The organism is Polaribacter haliotis, from assembly GCF_014784055.1.
Taxonomy (GTDB): Bacteria; Bacteroidota; Bacteroidia; order Flavobacteriales; family Flavobacteriaceae; genus Polaribacter; species Polaribacter haliotis.
The window spans coordinates 1499224-1513857 of record NZ_CP061813.1; the positions used below are offsets into that span (position 1 = coordinate 1499224).

Annotated in this window: 11 protein-coding genes; 2 read left to right on the forward strand and 9 right to left on the reverse strand. The window is 30.1% G+C overall.

Translation table 11 applies throughout. The features are described from left to right. Positions 1-106: 106 nt before the first annotated feature. From H9I45_RS06285 to porU, 8 genes are all read right to left on the reverse strand, one after another. Positions 107-1753 (reverse strand): LysM peptidoglycan-binding domain-containing protein, encoded by a 1647-nt coding sequence (locus tag H9I45_RS06285; RefSeq protein ID WP_228455069.1) that lies wholly within the window; start codon positions 1751-1753, stop codon positions 107-109. A 5-nt stretch (positions 1754-1758) separates the two neighbouring features. Further along, a complete protein-coding gene (guaA, locus tag H9I45_RS06290) occupies positions 1759-3294 on the reverse strand; it encodes a glutamine-hydrolyzing GMP synthase (protein WP_088353228.1) in 1536 nt (511 codons plus the stop codon). A gap of 72 nt (positions 3295-3366) precedes the next feature. Beyond that, entirely contained in the window at positions 3367-3780 is a 414-nt protein-coding gene (locus tag H9I45_RS06295; RefSeq protein WP_088353229.1) for an MFS transporter, read from the reverse strand. A gap of 10 nt (positions 3781-3790) precedes the next feature. Continuing rightward, entirely contained in the window at positions 3791-4855 is a 1065-nt protein-coding gene (locus tag H9I45_RS06300) for a 3-oxoacyl-ACP synthase III family protein (protein WP_088353230.1), read from the reverse strand. 138 nt (positions 4856-4993) lie between these two features. After that, positions 4994-5374: a group III truncated hemoglobin gene (locus tag H9I45_RS06305; RefSeq protein WP_088353232.1), complete on the reverse strand. Its 381-nt coding sequence runs from the start codon at positions 5372-5374 to the stop codon at positions 4994-4996. 2 nt (positions 5375-5376) lie between these two features. Beyond that, positions 5377-5859: a cytidine deaminase gene (cdd, locus tag H9I45_RS06310; RefSeq protein WP_088353233.1), complete on the reverse strand. Its 483-nt coding sequence runs from the start codon at positions 5857-5859 to the stop codon at positions 5377-5379. A 77-nt stretch (positions 5860-5936) separates the two neighbouring features. Beyond that, positions 5937-7043 carry a type IX secretion system outer membrane channel protein PorV gene (gene porV, locus H9I45_RS06315; RefSeq protein WP_088353234.1) on the reverse strand — a complete coding sequence of 369 codons (1107 nt, stop codon included), beginning with the start codon at positions 7041-7043 and terminating at the stop codon, positions 5937-5939. A 36-nt stretch (positions 7044-7079) separates the two neighbouring features. Next, positions 7080-10529, reverse strand: a complete 3450-nt coding sequence (porU, locus tag H9I45_RS06320) for a type IX secretion system sortase PorU (RefSeq protein ID WP_088353235.1) — start codon at positions 10527-10529, stop codon at positions 7080-7082. 203 nt (positions 10530-10732) lie between these two features. Here porU and gldJ point away from each other — a divergent pair, with 203 nt between their 5' ends. Continuing rightward, a complete protein-coding gene (gldJ, locus tag H9I45_RS06325) occupies positions 10733-12403 on the forward strand; it encodes a gliding motility lipoprotein GldJ (protein ID WP_088353236.1) in 1671 nt (556 codons plus the stop codon). A gap of 68 nt (positions 12404-12471) precedes the next feature. Next, positions 12472-13728 (forward strand): UDP-N-acetylmuramoyl-tripeptide--D-alanyl-D-alanine ligase, encoded by a 1257-nt coding sequence (locus H9I45_RS06330; protein WP_088353237.1) that lies wholly within the window; start codon positions 12472-12474, stop codon positions 13726-13728. Here the strand turns inward: H9I45_RS06330 and H9I45_RS06335 are convergent. Further along, positions 13721-14572 carry an N-acetylglucosamine kinase gene (locus tag H9I45_RS06335; RefSeq protein ID WP_088353238.1) on the reverse strand — a complete coding sequence of 284 codons (852 nt, stop codon included), beginning with the start codon at positions 14570-14572 and terminating at the stop codon, positions 13721-13723. The two genes, H9I45_RS06330 and H9I45_RS06335, sit on opposite strands and share 8 nt — an antisense overlap. Between the last annotated feature and the right edge of the window lie 62 nt (positions 14573-14634).

Below are 14634 nucleotides of genomic sequence, written 5' to 3' on the forward strand. Positions count from 1 at the left end.
ATCTTTTTATTCATAAACATAAAAAATCCGCTGTAAATAATTTTACAGCGGATTTTTTATTTTAATATTATAACAGAGCTTGCTCGTTTGTTTTATGCTTGTATTATTAATCTATCCTCGTTAAAGTTAAATCAGGATTATACTTTACAATAAACAAACCTTTGTTTTCTGTTATTTTGAACAACTTGTTTGTATAATCGAACTTGCTTTCTACTCTATAAGAATATCCTTCATCGAAAGTAGATTTTAAGCTTTTTCCTGATGCCAAACGCATTAGAACATCATAAGTAACATCGAAACCTCTAGTTGCATAATAAGATGGTAAAACGCCATTTTTCTCCAAATATTTATTGTTGAAGTTTATAGATTTAAAAGAATCTTCTCTAACAAATTCGTCACTTACATATGTAAAACCAATTTTCGCTAATTTAAAATTATCTACTTTATTAAAAGCACTTACTTTATCAAAAGTAAAAACACGAACAGTTACATCTTCAGGTAAACTAATTAAACTGTTTATAGCACTTGCTACAATTACATTATCGTCTGTTGTTAAAACAACCAAATTATTCATATTTGGTTTTAAAACATCTGTAAACTTACTTCTTTTAATGTAACCTTTTTGAGGAGTAATTACAGCTACAGAGTTAATAGAATCGTGCTTTTCTAATTCATTTTGAATCTGTTTTGCATTAAGATTAGATTCTGCTTCTCCATCTCCAACTAAAATAATATTTCCATCATGAAAATTATTTGTAATGTGTTCGAGTAATTTTTCTCTAAACAACTTTTTATTAGGAGATGTTTTTACAAGTCTTTTAGATGTAAAGGTAGATTGCTTTGAAGAGTAAAAAGGAAAAACTATTGGTGTTTTAATTTTCTCTGCTAAGAACTGGGCTTCTTCAGAGTATAAAGGGCCAATAATAACATCGTTATCATCTAAATCTTTTTCTGCAACTATACTTCTAATTCTTGTACTATTAGATTCTGTATCGTAAACATCTAAACGAATATTAACACCTTGCTTTCTTAAAGAGTCTACTGCGATTTCTACTCCCATGTAAAACTCAGCTACTATGTTTGCCAATTTACTATTGCCAAAAATTTGAGTTCGAGTTAAAGAATCTAATTCTTTTGCTCTAAAAGGCAACATTAATGCTGCTTTTATAGAAACTCCATCTTCAATTTCGTCTACATATAAAAAATCTTCTTCATCAAAAACCTCTTCTAATTTTTTAATTTTTATAATCTGCTGTAATTTTAATCCTTCAGACAATTCAGGATTTAAAGCAATTAAATCTTCCCTAGAAACATCGTAGAATCTTGTTAAGCTGTAAAAAGTATCTCCTTTTTTAACTTCATGTATTTTATACTCCTTCTCTAACGCTTCAATTAATTCGGTTTTTTGACGCTCTTTATCAGTTATTATATCTTTGCTTACAGAGTTATCATCTTCAATATTATTGTTCTCCTTTGTTTTATCTTTCTCAGTAGCAACATCCTTTTTAGGATTTTCACTTTTAAGAGTTTGCATCTTTTTGTTCGGAATAATAATAACCGTGTTTTCTTCGGGTTTCTTATCTACATCAGGATTTAAACGATACAAATCTCTAGCAGACATGTCCAATTTCTTAGCAATTTCTGTAATCGTTTCTCCTTTTTTGACTTTGTACTGAATGTACTTTTTTTGTTGACCGCAAGAAACAGTAAACGTTAAAATACACAGAAAAATAAAAAATTTTAAATGTTTCATATGTTCTATTCCCATTCTATAGTTGCAGGTGGTTTTGAGCTGATATCATATACTACTCTATTAACGCCTTTTACTTGATTTATTATCTTATTTGAAGTTTTTTGTAAAAATTCGTAAGGTAAGTTTACCCAATCTGCAGTCATTCCATCAGTGCTTTCTACAGCTCTTAAAGCAACCACTTTTTCGTAAGTTCTTTCATCTCCCATAACTCCAACAGAATTTACAGGCAATAACATTGCACCTGCTTGCCAAACACTGTCATACAAACCATCTTCTCTTAATCCATTGATAAATATAGCATCTACTTCTTGCAAAATACGAACTTTTTCAGGAGTAATATCGCTTAATATACGAATTGCTAAACCAGGTCCAGGAAAAGGATGACGTCCTAATAAATCTGGATCTAATCCCATAGAAGCTCCTACTCTTCTTACTTCGTCTTTAAATATCATTTTTAAAGGTTCTACGATTTTCAATTTCATGAAATCTGGTAAACCTCCTACATTATGATGGCTTTTAATAGTCGCAGATGGACCTCCATTTACAGAAACAGATTCTATTACATCTGGATAGATAGTTCCTTGTGCCAACCAAGTTACGTCTTTTATTTGATGGGCTTCATCGTCGAAAACTTCTATAAATGCATTTCCAATTGCCTTTCTTTTCTTTTCTGGATCTACTAAACCTGCCAAAGCTGTTAAAAAACGTTCAGATGCATCTACACCTTTTACGTTTAATCCCATTCCTTCATATTGCGCTAAAACACTGTCGAATTCATTTTTTCTAAGCAAACCGTTGTTTACGAAAATACAATACAAGTTTTTACCAATTGCTTTGTGTAATAAAACTGCAGCTACTGTAGAATCTACACCTCCTGAAAGCCCTAAAACTACTTTATCGTTTCCTACTTGTTTTTGAATTGCTGCAACTGTACTTTCTACGAAAGAATCTGCAGTCCAAGTTTGTGCAACTCCTGCAATTTTAACTAAAAAATTTTCTAACAATTGTTTTCCATCTGAAGAATGATACACTTCTGGATGAAACTGAATTGCATAGGTTTCTTCTCCTTCAATTTTATAAGCAGCATTTTCTACATCTGCTGTACTTGCTAACCTTACTCCATTTGTAGGTAACTCTTTAATGGTATCTGAATGGCTCATCCAAACTTGACTTCCTTCAGAAATATTTTCAAAGAAAACCTCATCATTTTTAATAAATGATAAATTTGCTCTACCATATTCTCTCGTATTTGAAGGTGCTACTTTTCCGCCAGAAAAATGCGCCAAATATTGTGCTCCATAACAGACAGCCAATACTGGTTTTTTTCCTCTAATCTCAGATAAATCTGGATGTAAAACGTTTTCTCCTCTTACGGAATTTGGACTTCCAGATAAGATAACAGCTTTAAATTCTGAAGCGTTTTTTGGTGGATTGTTATAAGGATGAATTTCACAGTAAATGTTTAATTCTCTTACTCTTCTCGCAATTAATTGAGTGTATTGCGAACCGAAATCTAATATAAGTACGTTGTGTTGTTGCATGCGCAAAAATAATATATTGATTTGGAATGAAAAGCAAACTTTGTAAAGTATTTTTACAAAAAAAACTAAAATTTAAGAACCAAAATTATCAATATCATTTTTAATTTTATCTTCTGTTGGATGTAATAACGATAAGTACAGAATAATTAATATACCAAATATTAAAAAAATTTTATTTAAAATTAATATAGCAAAAGCAGCATACTCTAATATTGCCCAACGTATTATTGATGCACTCTGATATTCAACCATATTATCTTCTAAGTTTTTTTTTGAACTTATATTTTGTAATTTTTTTTTATATAAATAATTGCTAAGAACATAAGCTATTAAAGGGATTAGTAAATAAATTACAGAAGAAGAATTTATGCTTGGTATTTTTAGAAAATCAAAAGATTTTAAATCTCCAATAATAAAGTAACCAAGTAACACCCCTAAACAAAGTGCTAAGTGGATTATTTTAATAACTTTTAATTTTTCTTTCAATTATACTATTTTAAAATTTATAAATAATAGCATTGATGTTCATTCCTGCTCCAACAGATGCTAAAATAACAACATCGCCTTTGTTTACTTCTTGGTTTTCTATATTTCCTTTTAAAACTAAATCTAGTAAAGTAGGCACTGTTGCTACAGAACTATTTCCTAATTTGTGAATACTCATTGGCATAATACCTTCTGGAGTTTTCATTTTATACAATCTGTAAAACCTTTTTACAATGGCTTCGTCCATTTTTTCATTTGCTTGATGAATAAATATTTTCTTTACATTATCAATTGAAACACCACTTTTATCCAAAGCAATTTTCATTGCAGCTGGAACATTGGTAATCGCAAACTCGTATATTTTTCGTCCATACATTTTTATGTAACGAACATCTTCATTTTCATCTTTATTAAAAGAATTCCCAAAGTGTAAGAAATAAGCTTCTTCTTTTGCAAATGTCTGTGTGGCATGACTTAAAATTCCCGAGTTTTCATCTTCTGAAGCTTCTACAATACACGCTCCAGCTCCATCACTATAAATCATAGAATCTCTATCGTGTTTGTCTACAACTCTAGACAAGGTTTCTGCACCAATAACCAAACACTTTTTTGCGATTCCTGCTTTTATAAATGCTTGTGCTTGTATTACACCTTCGATCCAACCTGGGCAACCAAAAAGAATATCGTAAGCAACACAATTTGGGTTAGCAATTCCTAATCTATATTTTACTCTGGTTGCTAAACTCGGTAACATATCGCTTTGGATTGCTCCTTGTTTAACATCACCAAAATTGTGCGCTACAATAATATAATTTAGTTCTTCTGCGTTTACATTTGCATCTTCTATTGCTTTTTGAGCTGCAAAAAAGGCCAAGTCAGAAGTTTTGTATTCCTCTTTTGCATAACGTCTTTCATCAATACCTGTAATGGTTTTGAATTTATCGATAATTACATCATTCTCAGAAGCAAAAACAGAGCCATCTTCATTTAAAAAGTCTGCATTTAAAAAAGCATTATTCCCCTTTTTAATGGATGGTATAAATGTTCCTGTACCTGTAATTTTTGAAGTAATCATAAATTTTGATAAGTTTTACACTGATAAATTGTGCATTAAAATTACAAAAAGTGTTTATTTTTTTGAATGTGAAGAAAACAAAAAACCGATGTTCAGAATGCTTTTTACATTAAGAAATAAATTAACAGAACTATTCTATTATTTATAAACTCCCATCTTAAGCTCCATTACTGTAGCAATAGACCTTGCTCGGTTTTTCATATTATTGGCATTTTCGCCTTCGAAATAAACATCTATTGTTTCGAACAAATACGATATCCAACTTGTAAAATGTTCTTTCTGGAACTTTACAAATGCATTTTTATCTAAATGTTTTTGCATAGTATTATTTTTATAAGTGGAAGTGTAGAAGAGTATATCGTTCCAAAAATCGGAAATAATTTCTAAATGTTCTTCTAAATGATTCTCGGCTACTATATCCTCGAAAAAAGGAAGCATAGTTTCATCAACCAACAATTTATCGTAGAATTTTGTTATAATAAATTTTATGTCTTTTCTATTTGAAATGTCTTGTTTCATATTTATAGATAAGCACTATCAAATGAAAAAGGTAACAAAGATAAAAGTGATTCTGTTTTTACAACTTCGCCAACTTCTCCCATAAATAAAAGTTCGAAAGGTTGTTTTTGATTAATTTCAAATTCCGATAATGTTTGCCTACATGCTCCACATGGTCCTACAGGTTTATCTACTTTAGAAATTGTTGAACTTGCAGTAATTGCCAATTTTAGAATTTTAACTCCAGGGAAATGAGAACCTGCATTCCAAATGGCAACTCTTTCTGCACACATTCCTGATGGATATGCTGCATTTTCTTGGTTATTTCCTAAAACAATTTCGTTGTTTTCTAACAGTAAAGCTGCTCCAACATTAAATTTAGAATAAGGTGCATATGCATTTCCTCTAGCTTCAATTGCTTTTTCCATCAACATTTTATCATCTTTAGGAAGTTCAGAAATATCTTTAAAAACAATTGCTGAAGTACTAATTTCTATTTTTTTCATAAATAAAGGAGTCAAAAAAAAGCAGCCTTTTGTAGACTGCTTTTAACTTTGATAAATTTACTAAATTTTTACGACTTTTAAAAATCTTCAAAAATTTCTCCTAAATCAAATGATAAAGAAAAACGTAAAGAATTTTCTAAAGGATTATTTACATCAGAAGCATTAATTAAATACGACAAATCGATATTTAGTGCATTGGTTTTAAAACCTCCACCCATTGTAAAATATTGTCTATTTCCTTTGTCTTCACTTTCATGAAAATAACCTGCTCTTAATGCAAATGCATTATTATATAAATACTCAGCAGCTAATGCATAAGTAATTTCTTTCATTTCTTCGCTAAATCCTCCTGGAGCATCTCCAAAAGAACTGAACATACCTTCTACCCAACCTTTTTCGTTATTTGGATCCTGTACAGTTGGAACTAATAATTTTGTAAATTCTACTGTTGTAGAAATTGTATTGTAATCGTCTAAAATAAAGTCGAAACCTCCACCTAATTTAAGGTTTGTTGGTATAAAATCTTCTTCTCCTGGTGTATATGAGACTTTTGGTCCAATATTCGCAATATTAAAACCAAACCTATAACGTCCATTAAAATTTCCGTAAAATTCTTCTGTAGATTGGTAATAACCAGAAACATCTACTGCAAAAGAGTTAATTGGCTGTAAATTGTTTCCATTTGTTCCATTAAATGCTAAATTAGAGCGAATGTATTTTAAAGAAACTCCCATTGCAAAAGTTTCACTTAACTTTAAAGAATATGCTCCAGTTGCTACTAATTCATTAGGGTTAATAGAACCATTTGCATTTCCTTGACTGTCTGTTAAATCGATTTGACCTAGAGAAAAGTACTTAAAATCTGCACCCCAAGCTGCGTTTTCGCTAAATCTATTAATATAAGATCCACTTCCTACGAAAATATCGTCTGTTAAATTACGTAACCATGGAGAATACGTAATTCCTGTTTTTATTTGTCTGTTACTAAATGCCATTTTAGAAGGGTTGTGAAACAACGAATAAGCATCTGCTGTTGTTGCGACACCAACATCTCCCATTCCTCCAGATCTTGCATCTGGTACAATTAATAAAAATGGTGTTGCTGTTGTGATTCCTCCTGATTGTGCTGTAACTTTAACTGTTGCTAAAACACAAAACAATAAACATAATCCTAATTTCTTCATCTATAATTCTCTTGTTAATTATTGCAAATATACTATTTATTGAAGTATTACTAATTTCTCGTATTTCTCGGAAACTAAATTACTTGTGGTAGATTTTACCCTTAATTTATAAACATAAACTCCTTTTCCTATTTTATTTCCAAAATCGTCTAATCCATTCCAAGAAATACTTCTTGATAAATTACCTGTGGTTTGGATATTTCGATTGATTGTTTTTACCAATTTACCAGAAACTGTAAAAACCTGTACTTGAACCTCTAAAGACTCATTTGGCTTATTGTGATTGAACCAAAACTGGGTGTAATTTACAAAAGGATTTGGATAATTTAAAACGTTTTCTAAATTTAAAATTGCATCGCTTACAACCACGAAGTTTAACGTAGTTTCTGATGAGTTATTGTATGTGTCCCAAGCTTTTATTTTTAAAGTGTGTGGGCCAACTGCCAAATCTCGTAATCTATAGTTTACTTTTCCTTTGGTAAAATCGTTTAATTCTGTTTGGTAAAAATCGTTTAATATAATAGGGTTTGAAGTATCGCCATCTAAAACACCAACAATATCATGATCTACAGCTGTTATAGAAGTGTTTATTCCACTTGAATCTGCCAAAACTGCAATTAAATTTGGAGATGTATTTGTATTTGCTCCATCTATAAAAGATTCGTCATTCATAAATAATTGAATTTCTGGACCAACTGTATCTTCTGGAGCGTTTTCGTTAATACCACCAACGACCACATCAAAATTAAAACCTGCTTTATCTGTTTCTCCATTTTCTGCATAGAAGCTTAGCTTTCCTTTACCAAATGCGACTTTAATATCTTTGGGTACAATAAAATCGAAAGTAAATGTTCCGTTTGTAATCGTCGATTTTCCTCTAAACAACTTGCTATCTTGTGTATCAAAAGTCATAGTAATACCATAACCATCGTTATCTAAGGTAGATTTATCTATAGGTTTATCAAAAACAGTTGTAGATAACGAACCATTAAAATTATTTAAAACAACATCGGAGTTATCTACGACCACACCTTCGAAACGAACTTTAGATAGTGCTTTTAAAGTATCTAAAGGTTGGGAGATATCTTTGCCATTTATTTTAGTGATTTTTACATTTGGGTCTGGAACGGATAATTTCATTGCTGGATCGCCAAATGAATAAATAAAGAATTTTTGAAATTTGAATGAGCCAGAATAATTATTTTTCGTTTTCATTAAAGTTTCAGAAATAGTTAAATCTTCATTAGGAATTGTTAAATCTGCATTTGGAAACTTAAATAAAATTCGAATTAACTCTTCATTAAAAGCTTGCCCCATAGAAATGTAAACTTCTCTAGTAGTAGTTATCATACTTGCTGCACCTCCATTTTTATTCCATAAAGTTAATTCGCCTGCAGTAATTCTATTTGGATTATCGAAACGAGAAAAATCGCAAGTAACTGTAATTAGTAATGGTAACGTATTGGCATTATTAAATTCTTGTATTTGAGGTTTCTCTAAAATTCTTTCAGCAGCAAAACCATCTTCTCCTCCATGTCCAAAATAATCGAAAACTAAAGTCCCTTTTTCTATTGCATTTGTAATTGCTTTTTTTACTTCGGGATAACGTTCTCCTCCAGAAGAATTTTCTTGCACATAAGAATCTACATAAATTTTATTGATATTAAATATTGACTTGTTATTTTTAATTTCATCTGCAATAGATTCTACTCCATTTTGTATAACCTCTTCTCCTGGATCGTCTATATCGTCTGCTAAAAGTGTTATCGTGTTTCGCCAATCTCCAAAAGCAGCCTTACTGTAATACGATAAAATCTTATCTACAACTTGTTTAGCTTGTACATTTGTGTTTACGGGTATTCTACTAGAGGCAACATCTAAAGTATGTGATGGAGACATGGTACCCTCATTATCATCTAACATTACAAAGTAATCGTCTGTAACATAAGAATTGGCCAAATTAAAACTTAATTCAGATAATTTTACAGGAACAATATTATTATTGCCAGCAATTCTGTCTTTATAATCGTAAGAAGCATCCCCAAAAAAACAAACATATTTTAATTTTTTATCTGCAGTTGAATTTGTCGTGTAAATATGTTTTATAAAATCTCTAACACCTGTAATATCGGAAGAACCTGAAGAGAATTCATTATAAATTTCATCTAACAGCACCACGCTTGTAGTTAGATTTGAATTTGTTTGGTGATAATCTGCCAACCTTTGAGCTTGAGAAGACAATTCCGAATTTGTAATTACAATATAATTAATGTCTTTTAAAGCATGTAAATTTTGATTTTCAACCTTTGCATTCTCAATGGTTTCTGGAATGTAAAAATCTGATTGATTTAAAACTACATATTCTCTTAAAATTTCTTTATTATTTTTATCTATTGCTCTTGCTTCATCATTAAAACTAAAATTGTTTCCAGTGCTTTCGTTTGTAATTAATTTCGGAGAAATAAAATCGGAAACATCCCAAACCTGAAAAATATTATTTGAATTCTGAATATTAAAAGTTATAGTACCAGTAGCATCAAATTGTTCGAAGCTTCTAAACGAAAACTGTTTACCATTTGCAGTCAAATTCTTTCTTCCAACAATCTCAATAAAATCTAAATAAGCATTCGCAGAAGGATTTCCTCCATTATCGTAAATAATTTCAATATTAATAGAAGTTGCAGAATTATTAATAGTTGCAGTTTTTTCCGAGGTTAAAGCTTTGGTTAAAAAAGAAGGATTTACTCCTGAATAAGGAATTGTATAAATATCTTGTCCATTAACTTTTACTAACATGGACGAAGAAGCAATAGAGTTGCTAACACCTCTCGTTCTAATGGAAATAGGTTCATTTGCAACCGCGTTTGTAAAAGGGATATTAAATTTTTGAGTATTCTCTATGTTAAAATTATCATCGAAAAACCATTGGGTTCCAGCTGCTAAAAGATTCAATTCTTCTTTTTCTAGGAAAGTAAAATCGTCGTATGAATTTATCGTTAAAGAAGACGTATTTGTATTTGTAGTTTTTGTAGTAATTCTTTTACCATCTGTATCATTTACAGTAATAAAATAATAGGCTTTATCCGAATAAATATTCTGACGATGTTTTGCAGTTTTAGATGCTGTATCTACACTCCAACTATGAGGCCCTTTAGCATAAAAGAGAATAAAATCGCTATTATCGAAGTTACCATCATCTTCACCTTCTACCAAAATGGCGTTTTCTTGTAAATCCTCATACCTAAACTCACTATTTAATTCTGGTAATAAGTTCCCTCCATTTCCATAAATATGGATTTTTTTAGGATTCAATCCGTTTGTAGAAACTCCTATTCTTTGTAGTAAATTTTTATCAATTTTAAATACACCAGTAGTATCCACAGAAAATTTAAACCAGTTCCCAGAAGACAAAACAGAACTAGTGGTTTGTGCATTAGAAAACGGAATAAAAAAAGTAAATAAAAATAGTGTTAAAATTCTTTTCATAAAATATATTCAAATAACGCAAATAAATTAGAGATATTTTAATAGTTACAAAGATAAATTATACTAAATTTAAATTGTGCTCGTTTAATAAAAAGTGAACAAAAAATTGATGCGTTAAATTTTATAATTTACTTGCTCGAAAGTATAATTATTGTAAATTGCATCGCAAATACGAAATATCATAAATAATTTTCAATTCGGAAATGAAAAATATCTTAAAAATAACTTTAATTGCTTTAACAACAATACTTTTAGCAAATTGTAATAGATCTAATGCTGGTAAATCTCGTTTAACGGGTTTATCTTTTAATGATCCCAAAAACGGTAATTATATTCGTTCTAATTCTTTCGAAGGTCAAAAACCGCCATTAGGTATGGTTGAGATTGAAGGTGGTAGTTTTACAATGGGGCAAGTTCAAGACGATGTTATGTTCGATTGGAATACAACTCCAAAGAAAATGCACGTTCGTTCGTTTTTTATGGACGAAGCAGAAGTTACAAATTCGGAATACTTTTTATATGTACAATATATAAAAGATGTTTTTCCTCCTTCTGAAGAAAAATACAAACATATTTACAATTCTGTTTTGCCAGACACTTTGGTTTGGAGAAAAAGTTTAGGAAATACAGATATATTAGCAGAAAATTATTTTCGTCATCCTGCATACGCAGATTATCCTGTAGTGGGTGTAAGTTGGTTACAAGCGAATGAATTTTGTAAATGGAGAACAAATGCTGTAAACCTAAAGACATTAATTGAGAAAGGGCATATAGAAAATATTTTTGAAAGAGATTCTGTAAGAAACTTTTTTGATACCGATGTTTTTTTAGCTGATGATTCTCAATTATTTGAAGGAGATACTACTATTTATAAAAGAGGTGTTCGAACAAGAGGGAGGTCTTCTAATGCTGGGCCAAATTCGTTTCAAGGTAGAAAAATTACAAAAGCAGACGGAATTTTACAACAAAAATTTAGATTACCTACAGAAGCTGAATGGGAGTTTGCAGCAAAAGCAAATATTGAAAACAGAGAGTACAACAACATTAGAGGTAGAAAAAAATATGCTTGGGATGGTAAATATACTAGAGAAAAAGAAAAACGCTCTAGAGGAGACCAATTAGCCAACTTTAAACAAGGACGAGGAAACTATAGTGGTTTACCTGGCTGGAGTTCAGATGGATCTGATATTCCAATTCGTATAAAATCATACCCTCCAAATGCATTTGGCTTATATGACATGTCTGGAAATGTCGCAGAATGGGTTGCAGATGTTTACAGACCAATTATAGATAACGAAGCAAATGATTTTAACTATTTTAGGGGTAATTTATTTACCAAGAAAATGATTAACCAAGATGGCCAAGTTGTTATTGTTGGTGGTGAAACTGCACAAGTTGAATATGATACTTTACCAAATGGTAGAATTATACCAAAACAACTTCCAGGATCAATTAAATACATTCCAATAACAAAAGACGACGCTACTTTTAGAACAAATTTCTCTAAAGCCGAAAATGCAAATATTGGAGATGGAGATTTAAACTCTACACGTTATTACGAAGATGACGAAGAAAGATTTGCATCTAGACCTAGTATGTACAATTCTCCAAAAAAACCTATGAGAGTTAGAGATTCTATTACAGGAAGAGATGTTATTGCTACAGACTCTAAAAGTAGAACAACTTTAATAAGTGATAAAACAAGAGTTTATAAAGGTGGTTCTTGGTCCGATAGAGAGTATTGGTTAGATCCTGCTCAAAGAAGATATTTACCAGAATATATGGCTACAAACTACATTGGTTTTAGATGTGTAACAGATAAATTAGGCCCAATGACTTATAAGAAAAGAAAAAAGAGAACACCAACTAGATAATTGATGTATCTTTAGAATATATACAACCTCATTGTTATCTTTACAATGAGGTTTTTTATTTTTTAAAAATGAATATAGAAGATATTTACAAACGATATACAGAACACTATTTAGTAGATACAGATACTAGAAAAATTCGTTCTAACACCCTTTTTTTTGCACTAAAAGGAGAGAATTTTAATGGTAATGAATTTGCAGAAAAAGCTTTGGAATTAGGAGCTAAATACGCAATTATAGATGAAGCTGATTTCGAAATTGAAGGTAAAACAATCTTAGTTGATAATGTTTTAGAAACATTGCAAAATTTAGCAAAACATCATAGGAATCAACTTAACATTCCAATTATTGGATTAACAGGTAGCAATGGTAAAACAACTACGAAAGAACTTATAAACTGTGTACTTTCAGAAAAATATAAAACTACTGCCACTGTTGGAAACTTAAACAACCATATTGGAGTTCCGCTAACTTTACTATCGATAACAACAAGTACAGAAATTGGTATTGTTGAAATGGGTGCAAATCACCAAAAAGAAATAGCGTTTTTATGTTCGATTGCTCAACCTGATTTTGGATATATTACTAACTTCGGAAAAGCACATTTAGAAGGTTTTGAAGGAATAGAAGGTGTTATAAAAGGCAAAAGTGAATTGTATAAGTATTTGATTAAAAATAATAAAACTGCTTTTGTAAACCCTAAAGACACTATTCAAGTTGAAAAAACTGAGAACTGTAAGAGCGTACTTTTTTCTGATAAAATTAAGTTTTTGGAAGCAAATCCATTTGTAAAATTAACATATAATTCTAACATTATTTCCAGTAATTTAATTGGAAAATATAATTATACAAATATTGTTGCCGCTATAACTTTTGGTAATTATTTTAATGTTCCTGATGAAAAAATAACAAAAGCAATAGAAAACTACTCCCCAACTAATAATCGTTCTCAAATTATAAAAACAAATAATAATAAAATTATTTTAGACGCCTATAATGCGAATCCATCAAGTATGAAGGCAGCCTTAGATAATTTTTCTGTTTTAAAAGATACACGAAAAACAGTTATTTTAGGAGATATGTTCGAGTTAGGAGAAGATAGCTCTAAAGAGCACCAAATAATAGTAGATTTGTGTGATAGCTATTCATTTAAAAACACATTTTATGTTGGAGAATTATTCTACAAAACTAAAACCAAAAACAAAACCTTTAAAACGTTTGAAGATTTGAAACAACATGTCATAAAAAAACCTCTAGAAGATCAATCTATTTTAATTAAAGGTTCTAGAGGTATGCAATTAGAGAGAGTTCTCGATTTTATTAATTGATATTATTTCTGTGGTATTCTAATAAATTGTCAATAGGTCTTTGAATAACATCTGTAATTTGTAAGTTATTTTTTCGTGCAATTTTTTCTAAAATATCTCTAAAGTAATGCGCAATAGATCCTATAAAATAAATTTTTGTTTCATCATTAATATCATAAGGTAGAATTCTATATTTAAAAAATTCTTGAAACCCTTTTTTAATGATTCGTTTAATATATTTTTCGTCTTTAAAATCGAACATAAATTTGGCAAAAGAAGCTAAATACATATTAGGGTTTGGCTCCTTATATATATTTTTCTTTATATAATCTGCCTCTAAATTAAATTCCTCGTTAAATTTTTGTGCAATTGCCTTTGGCATTTTACCATAATAATAATCTACAATTAACTTTTTACCAAAGTAATTACCACTTGCTTCGTCCATTAAAATATACCCTAGTGAAGGCACTAACATTTGCATCTCTTCACCATCAAAATAGCAACTATTAGATCCTGTTCCTAAAATACAAACCATAGCTGGGTTTTTACCTGTTGCTGCGTAAACTGCTGCCAACATGTCTTCCGCAATAAAAACTTTTGCGTTATTAAAAATTGACTCTAATATTTTTTTTAAAATCTCAATTGGTTTTGGAGTTCCACAACCAGCTCCATAAAAATGAATTTCAGTAACATCATCTTTAATGTTTATTAACTGAAACATATTAATAATTCTATTGTGCAATTCTTCTTCTGGAACAACTGCTGGATTCAAACCTAAAGTTCTAGCTCTAAATTCTTCTTTTTTATCTTTATTTATGGCTATCCAATCTGCCTTGGTAGAACCTCCATCAGCTATTAATATCATATTTGTTTGTATTTAATATCAAATATATAACAACAGAAGCATTTAGACAATAATTACTAAAA